The 19,113-nt window shown below is 37.0% G+C and carries 18 protein-coding genes; 9 read left to right on the top strand and 9 right to left on the bottom strand.

Annotated elements, in window-relative coordinates; genetic code table 11:
- Positions 1 to 27: 27 nt before the first annotated feature.
- Positions 28 to 2,205 carry a glutamine synthetase III family protein gene (locus QNI15_RS11530; RefSeq protein WP_313995537.1) on the bottom strand — a complete coding sequence of 726 codons (2,178 nt, stop codon included), beginning with the start codon at positions 2,203 to 2,205 and terminating at the stop codon, positions 28 to 30.
- 306 nt (positions 2,206 to 2,511) lie between these two features.
- Here QNI15_RS11530 and QNI15_RS11525 point away from each other — a divergent pair, with 306 nt between their 5' ends.
- Positions 2,512 to 3,030, top strand: coding sequence for a GNAT family N-acetyltransferase (locus tag QNI15_RS11525; protein WP_314031862.1), 519 nt, complete (start codon positions 2,512 to 2,514; stop codon positions 3,028 to 3,030).
- A gap of 63 nt (positions 3,031 to 3,093) precedes the next feature.
- Complete coding sequence (gene mtaB / locus QNI15_RS11520; protein WP_314031861.1) at positions 3,094 to 4,413, top strand: tRNA (N(6)-L-threonylcarbamoyladenosine(37)-C(2))-methylthiotransferase MtaB; 1,320 nt, start codon at positions 3,094 to 3,096, stop codon at positions 4,411 to 4,413.
- Between the two features lie 61 nt (positions 4,414 to 4,474).
- On the opposite strand, the gene QNI15_RS11515 is transcribed toward mtaB, so the two are convergent.
- Positions 4,475 to 5,731 carry a mucoidy inhibitor MuiA family protein gene (locus QNI15_RS11515; protein WP_314031860.1) on the bottom strand — a complete coding sequence of 419 codons (1,257 nt, stop codon included), beginning with the start codon at positions 5,729 to 5,731 and terminating at the stop codon, positions 4,475 to 4,477.
- Between the two features lie 58 nt (positions 5,732 to 5,789).
- Complete coding sequence (locus QNI15_RS11510; protein WP_314031859.1) at positions 5,790 to 6,338, bottom strand: DUF4140 domain-containing protein; 549 nt, start codon at positions 6,336 to 6,338, stop codon at positions 5,790 to 5,792.
- Between the two features lie 155 nt (positions 6,339 to 6,493).
- Here QNI15_RS11510 and QNI15_RS11505 point away from each other — a divergent pair, with 155 nt between their 5' ends.
- Positions 6,494 to 8,053 carry a glycosyltransferase family 39 protein gene (locus QNI15_RS11505; protein ID WP_314031858.1) on the top strand — a complete coding sequence of 520 codons (1,560 nt, stop codon included), beginning with the start codon at positions 6,494 to 6,496 and terminating at the stop codon, positions 8,051 to 8,053.
- Positions 8,054 to 8,085: 32 nt separating this feature from the next.
- Here the strand turns inward: QNI15_RS11505 and QNI15_RS11500 are convergent, their stop codons facing one another.
- Positions 8,086 to 9,144, bottom strand: coding sequence for a DUF1611 domain-containing protein (locus QNI15_RS11500; protein ID WP_314031857.1), 1,059 nt, complete (start codon positions 9,142 to 9,144; stop codon positions 8,086 to 8,088).
- Positions 9,145 to 9,366: 222 nt separating this feature from the next.
- Between QNI15_RS11500 and QNI15_RS11495 the strand changes: the two genes are divergently transcribed.
- The gene (locus QNI15_RS11495; RefSeq protein WP_314031856.1) at positions 9,367 to 10,119 is read left to right on the top strand and encodes an SDR family NAD(P)-dependent oxidoreductase; all 753 of its coding nucleotides are present in this window, start codon (positions 9,367 to 9,369) and stop codon (positions 10,117 to 10,119) included.
- 56 nt (positions 10,120 to 10,175) lie between these two features.
- Here the strand turns inward: QNI15_RS11495 and QNI15_RS11490 are convergent, their stop codons facing one another.
- A complete protein-coding gene (locus QNI15_RS11490) occupies positions 10,176 to 10,685 on the bottom strand; it encodes a MarR family winged helix-turn-helix transcriptional regulator (RefSeq protein ID WP_313995524.1) in 510 nt (169 codons plus the stop codon).
- Between the two features lie 271 nt (positions 10,686 to 10,956).
- On the opposite strand from QNI15_RS11490, the gene QNI15_RS11485 reads away from it, so the two are divergent.
- The 4 genes from QNI15_RS11485 (at position 10,957) to QNI15_RS11470 (ending at position 15,511) form a co-directional block, all read left to right on the top strand.
- Positions 10,957 to 12,009, top strand: a complete 1,053-nt coding sequence (locus QNI15_RS11485; RefSeq protein ID WP_314031854.1) for an HlyD family secretion protein — start codon at positions 10,957 to 10,959, stop codon at positions 12,007 to 12,009.
- A gap of 101 nt (positions 12,010 to 12,110) precedes the next feature.
- Complete coding sequence (locus QNI15_RS11480) at positions 12,111 to 13,691, top strand: DHA2 family efflux MFS transporter permease subunit (protein ID WP_314031852.1); 1,581 nt, start codon at positions 12,111 to 12,113, stop codon at positions 13,689 to 13,691.
- 45 nt (positions 13,692 to 13,736) lie between these two features.
- A complete protein-coding gene (locus QNI15_RS11475; protein ID WP_314031850.1) occupies positions 13,737 to 15,026 on the top strand; it encodes a TolC family protein in 1,290 nt (429 codons plus the stop codon).
- Between the two features lie 248 nt (positions 15,027 to 15,274).
- Positions 15,275 to 15,511, top strand: a complete 237-nt coding sequence (locus QNI15_RS11470) for an acyl carrier protein (protein WP_313995516.1) — start codon at positions 15,275 to 15,277, stop codon at positions 15,509 to 15,511.
- Between the two features lie 56 nt (positions 15,512 to 15,567).
- Here QNI15_RS11470 and QNI15_RS11465 read toward each other — a convergent pair whose 3' ends face one another.
- Positions 15,568 to 16,092: a GNAT family N-acetyltransferase gene (locus QNI15_RS11465; RefSeq protein WP_314031848.1), complete on the bottom strand. Its 525-nt coding sequence runs from the start codon at positions 16,090 to 16,092 to the stop codon at positions 15,568 to 15,570.
- 207 nt (positions 16,093 to 16,299) lie between these two features.
- Between QNI15_RS11465 and QNI15_RS11460 the strand changes: the two genes are divergently transcribed.
- Positions 16,300 to 17,268: a polyprenyl synthetase family protein gene (locus QNI15_RS11460; RefSeq protein WP_314031845.1), complete on the top strand. Its 969-nt coding sequence runs from the start codon at positions 16,300 to 16,302 to the stop codon at positions 17,266 to 17,268.
- A gap of 104 nt (positions 17,269 to 17,372) precedes the next feature.
- Here the strand turns inward: QNI15_RS11460 and QNI15_RS11455 are convergent, their stop codons facing one another.
- From QNI15_RS11455 to QNI15_RS11445, 3 genes are all read right to left on the bottom strand, one after another.
- Positions 17,373 to 17,987, bottom strand: coding sequence for a YceI family protein (locus tag QNI15_RS11455; RefSeq protein WP_313995510.1), 615 nt, complete (start codon positions 17,985 to 17,987; stop codon positions 17,373 to 17,375).
- Between the two features lie 255 nt (positions 17,988 to 18,242).
- Positions 18,243 to 18,638, bottom strand: coding sequence for a hypothetical protein (locus tag QNI15_RS11450; protein ID WP_313995508.1), 396 nt, complete (start codon positions 18,636 to 18,638; stop codon positions 18,243 to 18,245).
- 81 nt (positions 18,639 to 18,719) lie between these two features.
- Entirely contained in the window at positions 18,720 to 19,103 is a 384-nt protein-coding gene (locus QNI15_RS11445; RefSeq protein ID WP_314031843.1) for a DUF1801 domain-containing protein, read from the bottom strand.
- Positions 19,104 to 19,113 lie beyond the last annotated feature (10 nt).

Here is a 19,113-nt window from a genome sequence, read left to right as displayed (position 1 = left end):
GCTTTCAGATGCATGATATGTATTTGATTATTTAATTAACAACAATTCACGGTATTTAACCAAAGGCCAATCTTCATCATCCACCAGCAATTCCAGTTTATCAACTGCATAACGGATTTTGTCGAAGAATCCTTTTACTTCTTTGTTATATAGGATAGCTCTTTCGCGAACATCTTCTGTATTGTTTGCTTTCTTACGAGCTTCTGTCATTTCTTCAACATCAGCTAACAAGCCATCTACGTATTCAGCAATTTTCTCAATAGTAGCAACAGTGTTTTCTGTATATTTTCCTTTGATACCTACTGATTTAAGACCTTGTACGTTACCAACCAATACATTCTGATATTTTACCGCAGTTGGAACAATGTGGTTCAATACCAGGTCACCCATAACACGAGATTCAATCTGGATTTTCTTGATGTAGTTTTCCAGCATGATTTCATGACGTGCGTGGATTTCACGTTCGTTCATTACATTATTTTTCTCAAATACCTGGATTGCTTTCTTCTCAACATAGAAATCCAATGCTTCAGGAGTAGAAGCTACATTTTTCAGACCGCGTTTTTCAGCTTCTTTTTTCCATTCATCAGAGTAACCGTTTCCTTCAAACAGGATTGTTTTAGAAGCTTTGATATATTTACGCAATACGTTTACGATAGCAACTTCTTTCTTCTCACCTTTAGTGATCAGAGCATCTACTTCTTTCTTGAATTGAATCAGTGTTTCTGCCATGATAGTGTTCAATACAGTCATTGCATTGGCACAGTTTGCAGAACCACCTACAGCGCGGAACTCAAATTTGTTACCAGTGAAGGCAAAAGGAGATGTACGGTTACGATCTGTATTATCCAACAAAATTGGAGGAATTTTGTCGATACCCAGTTTCATATACATGTTTTCGCCTTTATCCAGCTTCACATTACCTTTTTTATCCAGTTCATCTAGTACAGATGCCATTTGAGAACCGATGAAGATAGATACGATAGCAGGAGGTGCTTCGTTTGCTCCCAGACGGTGTTCGTTTCCTGAAGAACCGATAGACGCACGCAACAAGTCTGAGTAATCGTGAACGGCTTTAACAACGTTTACGAAGAACGTCAGGAAGCGTAGGTTTTCTTTTGGACGGCTGCTAGGTCCTAACAGGTTAACGCCTGTGTTGGTACCCAGAGACCAGTTATTATGTTTACCGCTACCATTGATCCCTGCAAATGGTTTTTCATGGAATAATACTTTAAAGTTGTGTCTGTCTGCAACTTTATCCATGATGTCCATCACCAACAGGTTATGGTCAACGGCCAGGTTTACTTCTTCAAATGTTGGAGCACACTCAAACTGACCGGGCGCTACCTCATTGTGACGAGTACGAACAGGAATACCCAGTTTGTAACACTCGATTTCGAAGTCACGCATATAGGCTTCTACACGCTGAGGGATAGTTCCGAAATAGTGATCTTCCAATTGCTGACCTTTTGCTGGAGAATGTCCGAATACAGTACGGCCAGTCATAATCAGGTCAGGACGGTTCATAAACAATGCGCGGTCAACCAGGAAGTATTCTTGCTCAGGTCCTAACGTTGCAACAACACGTGTTACATCACGATCAAAATACTGGCAAACGTCTACAGCAGCTTTATCTACTGCAGCCAATGCTTTCAACAATGGTGCTTTATAATCAAGCGCTTCACCTGTATAGGATACAAACACAGTAGGAATACATAATGTTTGATCTACAATAAATGCAGGAGAGGTTGGGTCCCATGCAGTGTAACCACGTGCTTCAAATGTGCTACGGATACCACCATTTGGGAATGAAGATGCATCTGGTTCTTGTTGTACCAATGCGCTTCCTTTGAATTTCTCCAGAACAGATCCATCACTCTGAACATCAAAGAATGCATCGTGTTTTTCTGCTGTTGATCCTGTCAGAGGCTGGAACCAGTGAGTATAGTGAGTTACACCTTTGCTCATTGCCCATGTTTTCATAGCAGAAGCTACTACATCGGCCAGATCCTCATCAATTTTGCTACCTGTTTTGATAGCGTAAGATACTTTTTTGAATGCTTCTGCGCTCAGATGTTGACGCATAGCATCCATACCAAAAACATTACAACCATAATAGTCAGAAACTTTGACTGAAGGAGCGGTTACCTCCGGCGTAATACGACTTTGAGCTTGATCAACTGCTTTGAAACGTAAGTTTGCCATTGTCTATTAGAGTGTTAAAGAAAGGTTAGGGTTAATGGGTTAAGAATCGGAGGCTAAAGTCTTAAAAATATTGATAAAATTCTAGCAAAAGGTTGTTTTTTTTACTCAAATATGAAAAAAAACTATATATCTGGCAGTTTTTTGAATAAAAATCATCCGAAAGATGAAAAAATAAATCTTTTTTTGCTGGTTTTCTCTATAAAACAGATGTACTTTTTATTTTATGTGATCTGGAACAGAAACCCTTATCGTGAAAGTAGATATACTCAGGGTATATGCGTGAAATTCTTTATTTTTGTACAATCTATGTCACAAATTCAACTTGAACCCTTTACATCTGTCGATTTTGACCAATTTATAGGGTGGATTACCTCGGAAAAGGCACTTATACAGTTTGCAGGTCCTACTTTTCACTATCCTTTAACAAGGGAACAGCTTGAGACGCATATTTCATCAGAGAGCAGAGAGATTTTTCGGGTAAGACATAGTACTCAGAATTGTATTATCGGACATGCAGAAATGGTTGTAAATAAGCGCAACGAAAGTGCACGACTAGCTCTCATTCTAATAGGTGATCCTAACATGAGAGGAAAAGGATTAGGGAAAGAACTTATCAGAGAGTTGTTATCATTGGGTTTTAACAAAATGAATCTGCATAGGTTGGAACTGAATGTGTATGATTTTAATCAGTCGGCTATTGCTTGTTACCAGCAGGCTGGTTTCCGGATAGAGGGTATATTAAGAGAAAATCAGAGAGTTGGAAACCAATTCTGGTCGACAATTGTCATGAGTATATTGAAAAATGAATGGGAAAGCCAATTATAAGTAGGAGAGTACAAAAAATGTAACTATAATATTGACTTAAAGAATATAAGATTATATATACTAATGAAAAAGGTTGCTTTTTATACGCTTGGCTGTAAACTGAATTTTTCAGAGACATCTACTTTAGCCCGGCTTTTTGAACAGAGGGGATATCAGCGGGTAGAATTTACAGATACTCCAGACATTTTTGTTATAAATACTTGTTCGGTTACAGAAAACGCCGATAAAAAGTGTAAAAAGGTAGTAAAAGAAGCTAAAAAAGTCTCTCCCGATTCTTATGTGACTATTGTGGGTTGTTATGCACAGCTAAAGCCTAAGGAGATTTCTGAAATCACAGGTGTTGATGCTGTATTGGGTGCTGCAGAAAAATTCCGGTTGTTGGATTTACTGGATGGATTTGAAAAAAAGTCGGAAGCTGTTATTCATCACTCGCCTATTAGTGCGGCTACAGATTATTATTGTTCCTTTTCTCAGAATGATCGCACTCGTACTTTCCTAAAGGTGCAGGATGGTTGTAATTATTCATGTACTTTCTGTACTATTCCGTTGGCACGTGGAGATAGTCGGAGTGATAGTATAGAAAATATTGTAAGAACAGCCCGACAGATTGCACAAACCGATGTGAAAGAAGTTGTATTGACAGGAGTCAATATTGGAGATTTTGGACTACAGAATGGGATGCGTACCGAACGTTTTCTGGATCTGATTAAAGCATTGGATGAAGTAGATGGTATAGAAAGATTTCGAATTTCTTCTATTGAACCTAATCTTCTAACAGACGAAGTAATCGAATTTGTAGCTGGCTCCAAAAAATTTGTTCCACATTTTCATATCCCATTACAGTCAGGCAATAATAAAATACTACGGATGATGCGCCGTCGGTATAAGCGAGAACTGTATGCGGAAAGAGTAGCAAAGATTAAATCCTTGATGCCAGATTGTTGTATAGGTGTAGATGTGATTATAGGTTTTCCGGGTGAAACAGAAGAAGATTTTTTGGAAACGTATCAGTTTCTGAATGATCTCGATATCTCTTATTTACATGTATTTACTTATTCGGAACGGGCCAATACGCATGCCATTACTTTGCCTGGGGTAGTAAGTATGGCAGATCGGAATAAGCGGTCGCAGATGCTACATATATTGTCAGATAAGAAACGTCGCTATTTTTACGAACAACAATTAGGAAAGGTAAGTATAGTATTGTTTGAAGATGATGCTGAAGATGGACAAATGCATGGATTTACAGAAAATTATGTACGGGTTACTGCCAAGTTTGATCCTGTCCTGGTAAATGAACTCAAGCCGTTACGTTTGACAAGTATTAATGAGAAAGGTACAGTTGAGGTAGAAGAAATGGAGCACGAAGTATTGGCTCATTAGGTAATACTAAAGCCACGGTTTATGTAAGATATATAAATCGTGGCTTTGGAAAACAGAAGAGTTATTCCAGTACTATTCGTTGATTTTTAGGATACTTAACTTCGTATTTGACTTCTAGTTTTTTACTTTGAGCAGACGCTAGTTCAACTTTCCAGCGTATTTTACCTGTCGATTCTTTAACTTCTGCTCCTTTTGTTTCTGTGTGCACTACTTCCACTTCTTTCGTTGTTGGAACAGGAACCTGATCCTCGATAACAAGATTTACAGACTGAGATTTTTTGTTCCGGATGGTAATTTCCCATGTACGGATGTCTTTAGTATTAGTACCCAGAAATTGTTTGCTGCTAAAGTCTTTGCCTTTGATGCGTGTTACAGTAATGTTTTTGTCCCGGCCTAAAGACAAGGTAAGTGTATCATTTGTATTTTGAACATCCAAAAGAGATTTTCCTAAAAACATTCCCTCAAAAAACAGATTAGCTTCTCCTTCCAGTAAATTATATTCTTCCCAATTGGTTATACGGGCAGTAAGAAAAGCATCATTATCAAGTTTAGGTGCACAATAGTACTCATAATAGGCTGGTGCAGAATATTCCTGCATATCTACCGCATATTGTTTTCCATCTGCTGGAATAGTATAAGGGATATCGATTTTGAATTCTACATTGGTTTGTTTTGCTTGTTGTGTAGCTACAATAGGAGTAATCTGAGCCTTATCTTTTTTCTTGGAATCACTGGTAACCCCTGCTACTTTTCCTGCAAGGGATTTGCTAACTTTCTCTGTTCCATAACCTGTTATTACAACTTCATTGAGTGCAGCTATATCTGGTGTCATCGTTATATTCATCATTGCATCTCGTATGGCAACTTCCTGACTCTCATATCCAATGAAAGATACAGATAGGGTAGTGGCTCCAGAAGGAATTAGTACATTATAATAGCCACTGGCATTGGTGGTTGTGCCAATAGTTGTCCCTTTTACAATTACATTCACACCTGGAAGTGCTGCACCCTCATGATCTGTTATGTGTCCACTTACAGAAGTTACTTGGCGGACGCTTGGTTGGTTATAACCCAGGTACCATGGATTTAAGGTAGGTTTAGCTTCATTCTGGGAAGGATTTCCTGTAGAGATAGTCAGTTTTACATTTTTCCATTCTTCCCCTGTATTTTGAAAAACGTTTGCTTTATAAGTAATTGACACAGGATGGCTGATATCTTTTACCCGAACATCATAAGATGGAAGCCAGCCCACATCATTAACAAGATAGCTCAATAGTAAGCGACCACTGATAGCAACCTTAGAGGAAACTGTTACCATAATCTCACTGGACGGTTGATCTTTAGAGGTTTTGAGTGCTGTAAGTTGTGCATTTATTCTAGTCTGTTGTTCCTGCAACTTTCGGATAGACTGAGTAACCTCCCATTGTTTCTTTTTTAATCTCTAAAAGCCGGCTGCGAAAGAAATCTGCTGCCTCTTTTAGATCAGTCATCTTTATAGCTTGTTGTTCGCTTCCCAGTTTTTTGTTTTCAAGTAATAGTATTTCTTCGTTTTGATAAACAGCAAGAGTATTATTTTCAATTTCAATCTGAGCGCCTATATTCTTTTGCTGGTCTTCCAGTTCTGCTACTTCCTTACGTTTTTGCTGCTGATCAAAATAGTTGAGACTATGTGAAACCGATAACACTGTAAAATTGCCCTCACCACGCACCTGAATACTTTGCACATTGATATTGACAGGAATTTCTTTAAAGATCAGGTTTGTAACTCCATTCGAAAGAGTAACAGAAGCACTGCGAGTAATCTGAGCGCCTTCAAGAAACACAGTAACTTCTTCTATTTTTGAAGAAACTGGTTTAGGATCATTAGCTCCTTTTAGATGAGTAATAGATACTATAACACTTAGGAGGAATAAAGTTATACGCATAGAATAAAACAAATACAAGGTATATAGGAAATGTTTTTACATAGTGATGCATCGGAGTCGCAAATTCCATAAAAAGAAAAACCGAGACTAGTACTGATTGTGTATAAATAAGTTTTCTAATTTTGGCAGCTTTATATCTACTTTAATCTTTTGCTGTGAATATCAACCAAGATCATACATCTCGTGTGTTTAAAATCTCCTGTGTGGGATTTATCGTTTATGGAATTTTTATTCGACTGTTTCATTTCGTTAGTAACCGATCTTTATATACAGATGAGGGTTATTTGGGATATAATTTGTTAGCCCGTAATTTTAGCGAACTCGCAGAACCTCTTGAGGCTAATCAGCATGCTCCTCTTTTCTTTCTCTGGATTGAAAAACTGAATATGTCTTTATTTGGAACAAGTGAATACGCTTTGCGGCTCTTTCCTCTCATCATAGGAATTTTAAGTATATTTTTGTTTTATTATTTGTGTAAGCAATTAGAGTTTAATCAAGTTGCTACTTTAGCCGGAATGATTGTTTTCACAACCGCATTTCCATTGGTGTATTATTCTTCTGAAACAAAACAATATATTGTAGAGTTGGCTGCAACTCTATGTTCCTATCTTCTGTACTATCATTTTAACTCAGAGAAGCGCTTTTCTGCATTGTCTTTATATGCTCTGAGTGGAGCTTTACTTGTTTGGTTTTCTTATCCAGTCATTTTTATATTGGTAAGTATATCCTTTGTCCATCTATTGATGCTGGCATTACAAAAAAAATGGTCTCCTTTCTTTGTAATGGCTATTGTTTATGCAATTTGGGGAATAAGCTTTTTAGTGAATTTTGCTGTGATAATTCTGCCAAATAGCTTAAAAACAAATACCATAGTGGATATGTGGACAACTGAGTTTGCACCACTTCCTCCATATTCAATTAATGATATAAAGTGGTATGGTATTATGATTTTCAAACTATTTCATGAGCCCCTTAACCTGAACTGGACTTTTTTGGAATCATGGTTTCCATATCCTTTACTATTTTCATTTTTAGGATTGCTATTTATGGTTTGGGGAACCTGCCATTACTTTAAGAAGAAAAAAGAAAAACTGGGATTATTTATACTACCTGTTTTAATTGCTTTAATCGCTTCCGGAGTTCACAGGTATCCATTTACAGAGCGATTTTTAGTGTTTCTGGTTCCTAACTTTCTGATTTTGGTTTGTTGTGGAGTGGAACAATTTTATAATAAGTTTTCATCATATTCCAGACCTATTGTGCTCATTGTTATTGTTTGGTTGGTAATTCCTCCAGTATTTACCTCAGTGAAAGATATTATACAGGAAGAACAATTTGGTGGTTGGAAAAGAAGAGAAATTAAGAAGGGAATTAGGTATTTGTCTGAACACAAAAAAAATGATGAGTTTATCTTTATAAATGGAGTTGCCTACTCTTTTCAGTATTATAACAAGGTATACCATCTGAACTGGCCTTATGCAATGTTATGGAATGGTGACAAGTTAAATAATCAGGTGGGGCAAAAAGCAGTATTAGATGATATATATACAAAATCATCTGGAAAGAAGTTTTGGGTGATTGTGGCAGGCGATCTTAGTGAGGATGTTGGAGCCAATCACAAAGATCAGTTTTTGCATTTTTTTAAAGAAAACTTTAATCAGCTTCAATACTATAAGGCAAAAGGGGTTTATGTGGGGCAATTTAGTCATAAATAAAAATGAGGCTGACCTATTAGTCAGCCTCATTTTTACCTTTTAATTATATTTTCAAGAAGCTTTACTATCTGACTTACGCCATCCTCAAGAGGCAAGATAACAGGGAGCCCAAGCTCGTCAGCATATTGTTGCTGATAGGATCGGGATTGTTCAGGTGTTAAGCCTTGTGTATTAAGGGTAACGGCTAAGACTGTAGCTCCATAAAACTTCTGGATTAGCTCTATTTCTGAGCTTACAGGAGGAATAGGAGAGGAAAGTACTTCATTATCATCAAAGTATTTGCGGGCTGGAGCATGTTGTAATACCACATAACGGGCTTCTCCAGACAATAAAAATTCAGATCCGCAAGGGCCACTGGGATTACGTAATGCAGATTGACCCTCGATAAACATTACATCCGGCTTTTCTTGCTCAAAACAACTTACAATGGCATGTTCTACTTCTCCTGATACAAAGTCGTTGGGTGTACTATCAAAAACAAATCCATATTTACCTCCCTGCATCCATCCAGTTTGCCCTGTATAGATCATTTCTGCTTTCCAACCTGCTTCTCTGCAGGCTTCTGTAAGAAATCGGGCTGTGGTACGTTTACCCATATTACAGTCTGTTCCTAATACAGCTACACGGGGACAAGTAACTGTACGAATCTGACCTGTCCAGAAATGTAGTTCATGACGAGGTTTGGGACGGCGTACATCTATAAGTTGCACATTATTTTCTTTAGCCAGTTGTACCATGTCCGGCATGTCATTCAGAAATTCATGTAAGCCATTTACTACAGAAATACCATGTTGCAAAACATTTGCTACTATAGATTTGATTTCAGATGGTAATATGCCTCCCTTGGTTGCAACTCCAATCAGACAATAATGAATAGCAGGTAGTTGTGTGATAGCGTCATTTAAGGATGCGAACACGGGTATATTTCTATTCTGTCCATCTACAACCTCACCTGCATCTTTACCTGCGGAATTCTCATCTATAACGCCAATAATCTTATAACGGGAAGTTCCTCGAATTAACCCATGAGCTGTTTTTGCTCGTGCTTGTCCGAGCTGCCCATTTGTAAGTACAATTGCATTTATATCCATTTATGGTAATATAATTTATATAAGTATGAATAGTAAGCTATGTTCCGAAGGAAAAAGAATGCTTTACGATTTGATTTCAGAATAGTAAATTATTAAGGTTATTACCAAAATAATACTTTCTACGAGGTGGAAACCTGCCTTTTACAAATATCTTTGCAGGAACCGAAAAACAAAATTTTTGGTCAATAATCTTTGAATCACCTTTAATTTCTAATTAGATCGATGAATAAAATAGCATTAATTACAGGCGCTACCTCTGGTATTGGGCGGGCTGTTGCCATTCGTCTGGCTCAGGAAGGTATTAATTTGATTCTATGTGGAAGACGGACAGAGCGCCTGGAAGAACTAAAGACACTTTTGGAAAAAAAGATCAAGGTACATATTCTTTCATTTGACATAAGTGAGCAACAAGCAGTTGAAAGTGCATTAAATTCATTACCAGAAGAATGGAAGGCGATAGATTATCTGATTAACAATGCCGGAAATGCTCACGGTTTATCTCCTGTTCAGGATGGAAATATCAGGGATTGGGATGCTATGTTAGATATTAATGTAAAAGGCCTGTTGTATGTTTCCAGAAATATACTGCCTGCTATGATTGCACGTCAGAGTGGACATGTGATTAATATAGGGTCAATTGCAGGGAAAGAAACATACCCTAATGGGAACGTATATTGTGCCTCTAAAGCTGCAGTACAAGCTATTACAGATGGTATGCGAATGGATTTGAATCCTCATGGAATCAAAGTAACAGGTATTCATCCAGGCTTGGTTGAAACAGAGTTTTCTGTTGTACGCTTTAAAGGAGATGAGGAAAGAGCTAAAAATGTATATAAAGGTATAGATCCTTTGACCACTGATGACATTGCAGATACTATTGCGTTTGTATTATCCCGTCCATCGCATGTAGTATTAGCCGACATCGTAATATTGCCTACTGCTCAGGCCTCAGCTACTATTGTAAATCGCAAATAAAAATGTTTGATCATATTATACCAATACCAGTTTTAAACTGATATTGGTATAATATATTATTGCAGGAATAATTGATCATTGTCTATTCTACACATATTCCCTTCATAATGTTCTGTAATTTCTCCCAGAATATCCTTCAGCTGCTCCAATCTCTTACTACCTACAATATCCTTAAATATAGTATCGATATGATCTGTGCAGCGCTGCCAGGCTAACATAAAATGAGCTCCTTTTTCACTTAAGCGAATTAAAGATGCACGTGCATCTGTTGGATGTTTTTCAGCATAGACATACCCTTCTTCCAGAAGTTCTTTGATTATTTTGCTGATTGCTTGTTTTGTAACACCTATCTGCTGAGCTATCGTATTGATCATTAGACCTTCCTCAACATCGATATGTATTAGTATTATAACATGAGCTACTTTAAAATTATCATAGCCTTCCTTTTTCAAAAACTCACTTGCCAGAGCAGTTATATATCTATATGACTTATTAAGTAGCCTGCCCAAGATACGATTACGCTTACTCTTGAATTCCAGTATTGAACTAATCAGATTTGGGTCCATAGAATTGTCTTTATTAATTTTTGCAAAGTTAGTAATGTAAGGCTATATAGTCAATAATTTTTTCAATAAAGTCAATTATGTTGACTTTTATATTTTTTTATTATGTGTAAATGTCTAATATTTAGCTATTTATGTTATTTTAATCTCTTTTTAATGTTAAAATTTAGTAAACTGTATTGACTTTTTAGTCAACATGGTTTACTTTTGTTGCGTTCAATATGAAACCCTTTTATAATCAAAACATACATACTTATTATCGGATTTTTTAATTATGGAAACTCAAACAAAAACTCCAAATCCTGCTAAGAAGCTTATTATCCGGGCGGTACTGATTACTACTGCGGGAATAGGTATTTGGTATGGCATATCTTCTTTCAATTATGCAAGGCATCATGAGAGTACAGATAATGCTCAGATTGAAACAAATATGGTCTCTGTATTACCTCGCTTAGCAGGTTATGTCAAGAGTGTGGCTGTAAAGGACTATGACCTTGTTAAAAAAGGACAATTACTTGTTGAAATTGATGAAGCGGAATATCAGTTAGCATTGGATGAAATGCAGGCTATTTATGTGCAGGCAGAGGCTGATATTGCGAATGCGAAGGCAAATGTTGTAAATGCACAATTATCATTGAAATCTGCGGTAACCAATGGCGAGTTGGTAAAAATAAAGCGGGACAAGGCCAAACAGGATCTGGACCGGGATACTCGTTTGTATAATGACAAAGCCATTACTCAAAAACAATATGATGATACACGTACTAACTATGCAACACTTGAAACACAATATGTTGCTGCTCTTAACGAGGTAGCAGTAGCTAAATCCCGTATAGATATTTTAAAATCAACTTTACAGAAAGCCGATGCACAGCTAAATGTTCAAAAATCCCGTATCGAACAGCAAAAGCTGAAACTAAGCTATGCTAAGGTATATGCTCCGGAAACAGGTAGAATCGGAAAGAAAAACATTCAGTCTGGACAGTTTATTCAGCCAGGGCAGCCATTGTTTACTATTGTTAGTGATAGCACATTCTGGATTGTGGCAAACTTTAAAGAGAGTCAGATAGAAAATATCAAAGAGGGTGATGATGTTGAGATTGTTCTGGATGGTTATCCTAACACGCCCATGAAGGGAAAGATAGCTTCTTTATCTGAAGCGACAGGTGCTAAGTTTTCATTATTACCTCCTGACAATGCCTCTGGAAACTTTGTAAAAGTGACTCAGCGTGTTCCTGTAAAAATAGAAATTCTGGATGCGGCTAAATATCGTTCCATACTGAAAGCAGGATTGAGTGCAGATGTGGCCGTAACTATAAAGAAATAACGATTAGACGAGAGTATACTAATGAAAGATCCTAAGTATATGAGTTCCTATGGATCAATGAGGACAAATGGATTCTAATCAAAAGCTAATCGTTAAAATGTATGGCAGCTAAAGGCTTTAACAGAATTATTATCATTATTACTACCATATCCGCAGCAATTATGGAACTGCTGGATACTACTATTGTCAATGTGGCATTGAACCAGATGGCTGGATCGTTGGGTGCAACTATTGAAGATGTGGCATGGGTAGTAACTTCATATGCCATTGCCAATGTAATTATCATTCCGATGACAGGCTTTTTGGCTGAATATTTCGGAAGAAAGACCTATTATCTGGCATCCATGATCATTTTTACGGTCGCTTCTTATTTCTGTGGAGCTTCAGAAGGATTATGGGAGTTGGTATTCTGGCGATTTATTCAAGGAGTGGGAGGAGGAGCCCTGCTTTCTACTTCTCAAAGTATATTATTTGATGCTTTCGAACCTAAAGACAGACCTATTGCTTCCGGATTGTTTGGGATGGGTATTGTACTAGGTCCTACTTTAGGACCAACTTTGGGTGGTTTGATTGTCGATAACCTTACCTGGTCAGATATTTTCTATGTCAATTTGCCTATTGGTGTATTGGCGTCCATACTGACTATTCTATTTATTGAAAAGAAAGAAGGTGAAGGAACACGAAAAAAACAGATTCAGATAGATTATCTGGGAATTTTTCTTCTTACAGCTGGAATCGGCTCATTACAGTTTATTCTTGAAAAAGGAGAGTCTGAAGATTGGTTTGACTCTCATCTGATTATTCTATTTACTGCTGTGGCAGTTGTCGGGTTAGTGAGCTTCGTTGTCTGGGAGCTATATACGGAACATCCTGTGGTAAATCTAAAGGTACTGAAGCATCGTACTCTGGCTTTGACACTCATATTTACTTTCGTATCAGGTATTGGGTTATTTACCTCTGTGTTTGTATACCCAGTGTTGGTTCAGCGTATCAATGGATTTACCTCAACCATGACCGGACTTTCCCTAATGTTTCCAACCTTAATTGCTATTCCAATGTTTCCAATTATAGGAAAGCAGATGGCAAAAGGGGCTCGTCCTGTACCCTTTATTGTGGTAGGATTCCTTTTGTTCATTGCCTTTGGGATATGGGCCGGAACATTGAGTGGAGATGCCAATATGTGGGACTTCTTTCCTGCACATTTGCTACGTGTATTAGGGATTTCAATGTTACAATTGCCTTTGATTAACCAAGCCGTTGCAGGATTAAAGCCGCAAGAATATCCTACTGGTATTTCACTAAATAACATGGTACGTCAGTTGGGTGGAGCAACAGGTATTGCTATCGCCAATAATTATGTCACCAATAGGGTAGCTCAGCATCGGTCAGACTTAATGTCAAATATGACTTCTGAGAACCCGCTGTTTATGGAAAGACTAAATGGCCTTACCAACACAATGGCTTCCCGCACAGGTGAGTTTTTTAGTGCTACTCAGATGGCTTATCGTCAGATGGAGGGAATGGTCATGAAACAGGCCTACTTACTGGCTTACCTGGATACATTTCGAATAGTATCACTCTTCTTTATCGTTATTTTCCCTTTAATCTTTTTGCTTCGTACACCTAAAAAATCTCAGGAAGAAGCTCAAAAGGCAGCCTTAGCTGCAGCAGATAGCCATTGAGCTGTTATTGAGTTAAATCACGAATTATTGACCATAGAAAATACTATGAATAAAATTATAAAAAACCTGGCCCTTCTGCTGACAGTAATCAGTTCAACTGGGTTTGCTCAGAATCAAAAGGCTCCAGAAACACTTACCTCATTGGTAAAACAATCTTTGGACTTTTATCCAAAAATAAAAGAACAGCAACAAGCTGTTGAGATTAGTTCCTATAAAACGAGAATGGCAGAGAGCCATCATTTGCCAACAGTAGACTTTAGTGCCAGTTACACTCGCATTGATCCTGTTGGAACAATTGTAATTCCCTTACCAGATAATCCTATAAGTGCTAAGTTTTTTCCCAATAATAACTACAACACAGCTCTTAATGTAAGGCAAACTATTTGGGACTTTGGTAAAACTACAGCCAGTGTAGATAAATCCAAATCAGAAGAAGCATTAAGTAAAGATGGAGTGGAAAGCTTGAAAACAACTCTGGCCTATCAAGTAGCTAATTTCTATTACTCTATTATCTATCTTCAGAAAGCTATTGTTGTGCAACAATCTCAAATCAATTTATTGAGAGAAAATGAGAAGATCATTGCAGACCGTATAAAAAATGGAGATGAAATAGATTATAATCTGGTTGCAACACAAGTAAGATACAAAAATGCAGAAACCCGCCTGGTCGATTTACAAACCCAATTGGATAAACAATATATCTTATTAAGTACTGTAACCGGTAAAGATGTAAAGAATAGTATTTCTGCTGATGCCGATTTTTCCTGGACGCAGACTGAATCAGAAAATAACAACTGGGATCTGAAAATTGCCAAAGATCGGGAGCAGATTGCTTTACAAGATCTTTCTATCGCGTCCAATAATGCCAAGCCAACTTTAGCTTTTCAGGGATCTGCTGGTTTTAAAAATGGAATTGTCCCTGAAATACAGCGTTTTCGATTTAACACTGTAGCAGGAATTAATCTCTCTATACCTATCTATGAAGGTCACCGGATTAAACAACAGCAAAACATCGCAAAGTTAAGTTATAAGATGTCTCAATACTCAACAGAGACACAGCAACTGACTGTTAAAAGTGATGTGGAACAAGCGTTGAATGACATAAAAGCTGCTCGGTTGAAACTAGAAATGTATGGACAACAAGTAGAACAGGCTCAATATGCTATGAAGCTCGCTAATAGTCGCTACCAGAATGGAGTCATTACTAATCTGGATTTACTAAGTGCGCAAACAGCTCTTGAAGAAGCACAGCTAGGTGAATTACAGTATAAATATCAGTTAGTATTGGCTCAGTTGCAGTTAAGTCGTTTAAATGGTGCCCAGTTCTGGCAATAGTATTTTCGGTTTTATAAAATATAAAGTCCGTTTATACAATTTTTAAAGTAACTAATCGTGTTATAGTACAAATACATTGGAATGAATTCAGGTATTTTGTTATCAGCGTAATTGTTTAATATGTAAATTTGACGGTTAATTCTTTAAATAAATATATCAACAGGAGGTTATGGAATATTAAAAATGGTAAAATTGCAACCTTTTTACTGTTTTTAATGTCTAGAAAGTAAATATCAATCCATACAGTTATGAGTCAAATTCTGCAGCAGTTAAGAGAAATATTAAAAGAGCATTTTCTGATTCAATCATCAGTTGTGCAACCATCTAAGACATTTGAAAGCGATCTGGGAATGAGTTCATTGGAATTTACAGAGTTAGTAGTTTACCTTGAAGATACATATAATATTCAGCTTTCTGATATGGATCTTTCCAGAGTTCGTAATGTCCGTGATCTGGTTTGGTGTGTAGAACAAACAGTTAAATAAGTGCACTCTTTTACTGTAAGAGTTAAACCCGTTTGAGTATCAATCTCATACGGGTTTTATTTTGTTGAGTTATGTAGACTCCACGCCCATACTAATCCTTCATCTGGATCATGGACAGGTCCTGTAGAATGAAACCCTGCTTTTTTCAGAACATGTGCGGATGCATTTGCTAATTCAAATGTGTGAGCTTTTACTGTTATTACTCCTGCTTCAAGTGCAATTTTTACAAGTGCACACGCAGCCTCAGTTGCCAATCCCTTATTCTGAAATTTAGGATGGATTTCATATCCTATCTCGACACAGTTATTTGTATCAGGCTTACCCTTAAATCCACAGTTGCCAGCCAGTTGGTTATCATATTTGATAAAGAAAGATCCCCATCGCCAGTCGCCATTCAGATCCAGAAAAAATTTATATAAAATAGGCAAAGCTTCTTTCGCGTCATCATACTCTGTCCAGCTCTCAGGCGGTTCGCATCCTAATAATTTACCCAGCTTGTGATTATCATTTACAAATATTGCCTGATAGTGCTCTTCTGCAAATGGAATTAGCTCTAGTCGCTCTGTTTTAATACTAGTCATGTTGCCTTTTACGATAAAGATGGTTTTGCAGTCTGTTTAGACTTTAACTTTACTATTTATAAACAAAAGAACCTATTATAGGTTTTAAAAAGAAGTAATTGATTGGGTTTTGTAAGTGTAGGAAAATAAATGCACTTTATCTGTTTGATAATTCACCCTCAAATCAGTTATTTCACTGCCTTAATAACTAGTGGAAGATTTTTATTTATGACTCAAATTATTCTTGATACACTTAACCAGGAAATATCTCAGCTTCAATATGGTCAATACCCGCCTGAATTGTATGAGCCGATCGGATACATTATGTCATTGGGTGGCAAGCGTTTACGCCCAGTTTTGACATTGCTGAGTAGTTCTCTATTTGATGACAACTGGCAACAGTTCGTTAAACCTGCTATCGCGATTGAGGTATTCCATAATTTTACCTTAATGCATGACGATATTATGGATGCTGCTCCATTGCGTAGAGGTAAACCAACTGTTCATCATAAATGGAATAATAATGTAGCAATTTTGTCCGGAGATGTAATGCTGGTGTGTGCGTATGAGTTGTTGTTGCATGTAAAGCCAGAAAAGCTTCCACTAGCTTTGAAGAAATTCAATCGATGTGCTGCTCAGGTATGTGAAGGACAACAACTGGATATGAATTTTGAACAGCTGCCAACAGTTTCAGAGGATGATTATATTAATATGATTCAGTTAAAAACGGCTGTATTGCTCGGGCTAAGTCTTGAACTGGGAGGCATTCTGGCCAATGCACCTTTGGAGGAGACAGATTTGTTATATCGAATGGGAGTAGCTATAGGTACAGGTTTCCAGTTAAAGGACGATTTGCTGGATGTATATGGAGATCAGGCTAAGTTCGGAAAGCAGGTGGGAGGGGATATTATCGCGAATAAAAAGACTTTCTTATTAATTAAAGCATTAGAACTAGCAGAAGGAAATAGTAAGGTTACTCTACAAAGCTGGTTAAATGCTACCTCTTTTGAAGCAGAAGAAAAAGTGAAGGAAGTGACAGATATATATAATAGATTGCATATTCGATCTTTAACAGAAGTCAAAATGAACGAGTTCTTTGCTGAGGGGTTGCATTGTCTGGATTTACTTGCTGTATCAGAAGAGCGGAAACAACCTTTGCGGGACTTCATCGGACGTTTGATTCATAGAGAAAACTAAATCTATAAAAACAAAAACCCTTCACGTTTGCGAAGGGTTTTTGTTTATTGTAAAGTAAAGCGCAATCTGAATAGCAGGTTACTTTTCACTATAAAACTCAATTATTATTTTGTAGCAACCAATTTGAAATCAACTGTGAAGTCATCATTGATAGCTTTGTCTCCGATGCTTGCAAAGAAAGATTTTGAACCGTATTTGATATCATATTTAGTACGGTCGATAGTGATTTTACCACTAGCTTCAGCTTGGTTAGCAGAAACTTTCACTATCGCAGGGAATGTAACTGGTTTTGTAATTCCTTTTACAGTTAAATCACCAGTGATATCATAGTTCTCTCCACCCTTAGCTGTCACTTTAGTGATTTTAAAAGTAGAAGTTGGATGTTTAGCAACATCAAAGAAGTCTTCTGCTTTCAGGTGACCGATCAGTTTACCATTGTATTCAGCATCAGTGATATCAGTACAAGTAATGCTGTTCATATCAATAGTGAAAGTACCACCAGTTAATTTAGTACCGTTTACATCCAGACTTCCGTTTGAAAGTTTGATAGTTCCACTATGTTCTCCTGTTACTTTTTTACCGTTCCAGTTTAGAGAACTTTTAGCAACATCAGCTTTTAATGTAGCTTTTGCTGCTTTACCATTACCATTGTCAGCTACGGCGATGTTTGCAATTGCTAACAAAGCAACCAGAGCAAACAAAAAGTTTAACTTTTTCATGATTGGGAAAAAATTGTTTAGAATAAGGATTAATTAATTTACGTGTCTCGTTTATAGTTTAATTACAATGCAAATATATGTATATACATTTAATGTTGCAACAATTAATGCAAAAAAATTATTTTCCTATTTCTGCAAACATCTAATAATAAGAATAGATACTTATAACCGACTGATTTTTTGGCGCTTTGATCGTTAGTAGAGATAAATAGAACTGATAAAAGCTAACTATTTGAGTATAGAGCAAAAACAATGCTAAAGTCCTTTGCGCGATATCCAGTCTTGGGCTTCCTCGATCCAGGCGAAGTAGCGGATCACCAGAAGACTATCATTGATAAAAGGATAAAAATAATAATTGGAAGAAGGTAATTGTGATTCATTAACCACTATAGCAAATTTTTGGAGATCAGTTTGCATTAGTTCAGGGAGCCACATATCGGCAGTCCAGGAGTCTTCAACCCAGTATTCATACTTTGCTGCCTGAATATTCAGTATCAGATTTCGTGCGCCAGTTTTGCTTACAAGATCGAGGCAATGACTCATTGCCCGGCGATATTCTTCTTCAAGAAAATAGCCTTTCCAGGTATGAATGGTACAATTCAACACCTGATTATAAGAAATCTGCAGATTGGGCTGATCTATATATAGCATAACCTTTATATCGGCTGCAATTTACAAAGTATCTCTCAAAGAGTAGTCATCCGAATAGTAGTATAGAATTCTACTGTCTGCTTAGTTTTGGGAATGCTTCTGTCGCTTTTTTCTCTTTTTAGTCTCTTCGTGTAATTCATTAACTAATAGGGCTTCCTGTAAAATTTCCCGGATACTCGTTGTTGGTATAGTTTGCAGGGATTTCACAACAATATGTTTGACTTGTTTTCCATTTCCGGTGAGTATGCCTTGTTCATTAGAAAGATTTCTTCCCTGACACATTCCTAAGGTAACATGAGTTTTGGTAATATTCAAGTAGCAAAATAATCTATGATAGGTATAAAAAGGTACCCCATCAAAATGTTCTTGTACTTGGGGAGAAGAATCGAGTATTAAATGCCTTAATGTCAGTAATATAGACTGTAGTTCTTTGGGCTGCTCATATATATAATCCAATACTGTCATTGTAATAAAT

The sequence above is a fragment of the Xanthocytophaga flava genome, assembly GCF_030068545.1.
Taxonomy (GTDB): Bacteria; Bacteroidota; Bacteroidia; order Cytophagales; family 172606-1; genus Xanthocytophaga; species Xanthocytophaga flava.
The sequence above is the reverse complement of the archived record's forward strand: the minus strand, read 5'-3'. Positions and strand labels throughout refer to the sequence as shown.

Coding starts and splice junctions, on each gene's coding strand:
- QNI15_RS11530 (WP_313995537.1), bottom strand. CDS start 2,205: ATGGCAAACTTACGTTTCAAAGCAGTTGATCAAGCTCAAAGTCGTATT.
- QNI15_RS11525 (WP_314031862.1), top strand. CDS start 2,512: ATGTCACAAATTCAACTTGAACCCTTTACATCTGTCGATTTTGACCAA.
- mtaB (WP_314031861.1), top strand. CDS start 3,094: ATGAAAAAGGTTGCTTTTTATACGCTTGGCTGTAAACTGAATTTTTCA.
- QNI15_RS11515 (WP_314031860.1), bottom strand. CDS start 5,731: ATGGTAACAGTTTCCTCTAAGGTTGCTATCAGTGGTCGCTTACTATTG.
- QNI15_RS11510 (WP_314031859.1), bottom strand. CDS start 6,338: ATGCGTATAACTTTATTCCTCCTAAGTGTTATAGTATCTATTACTCAT.
- QNI15_RS11500 (WP_314031857.1), bottom strand. CDS start 9,144: ATGGATATAAATGCAATTGTACTTACAAATGGGCAGCTCGGACAAGCA.
- QNI15_RS11495 (WP_314031856.1), top strand. CDS start 9,367: ATGAATAAAATAGCATTAATTACAGGCGCTACCTCTGGTATTGGGCGG.
- QNI15_RS11490 (WP_313995524.1), bottom strand. CDS start 10,685: ATGGACCCAAATCTGATTAGTTCAATACTGGAATTCAAGAGTAAGCGT.
- QNI15_RS11485 (WP_314031854.1), top strand. CDS start 10,957: ATGGAAACTCAAACAAAAACTCCAAATCCTGCTAAGAAGCTTATTATC.
- QNI15_RS11480 (WP_314031852.1), top strand. CDS start 12,111: ATGGCAGCTAAAGGCTTTAACAGAATTATTATCATTATTACTACCATA.
- QNI15_RS11475 (WP_314031850.1), top strand. CDS start 13,737: ATGAATAAAATTATAAAAAACCTGGCCCTTCTGCTGACAGTAATCAGT.
- QNI15_RS11470 (WP_313995516.1), top strand. CDS start 15,275: ATGAGTCAAATTCTGCAGCAGTTAAGAGAAATATTAAAAGAGCATTTT.
- QNI15_RS11465 (WP_314031848.1), bottom strand. CDS start 16,092: ATGACTAGTATTAAAACAGAGCGACTAGAGCTAATTCCATTTGCAGAA.
- QNI15_RS11460 (WP_314031845.1), top strand. CDS start 16,300: ATGACTCAAATTATTCTTGATACACTTAACCAGGAAATATCTCAGCTT.
- QNI15_RS11455 (WP_313995510.1), bottom strand. CDS start 17,987: ATGAAAAAGTTAAACTTTTTGTTTGCTCTGGTTGCTTTGTTAGCAATT.
- QNI15_RS11450 (WP_313995508.1), bottom strand. CDS start 18,638: ATGCTATATATAGATCAGCCCAATCTGCAGATTTCTTATAATCAGGTG.
- QNI15_RS11445 (WP_314031843.1), bottom strand. CDS start 19,103: ATGACAGTATTGGATTATATATATGAGCAGCCCAAAGAACTACAGTCT.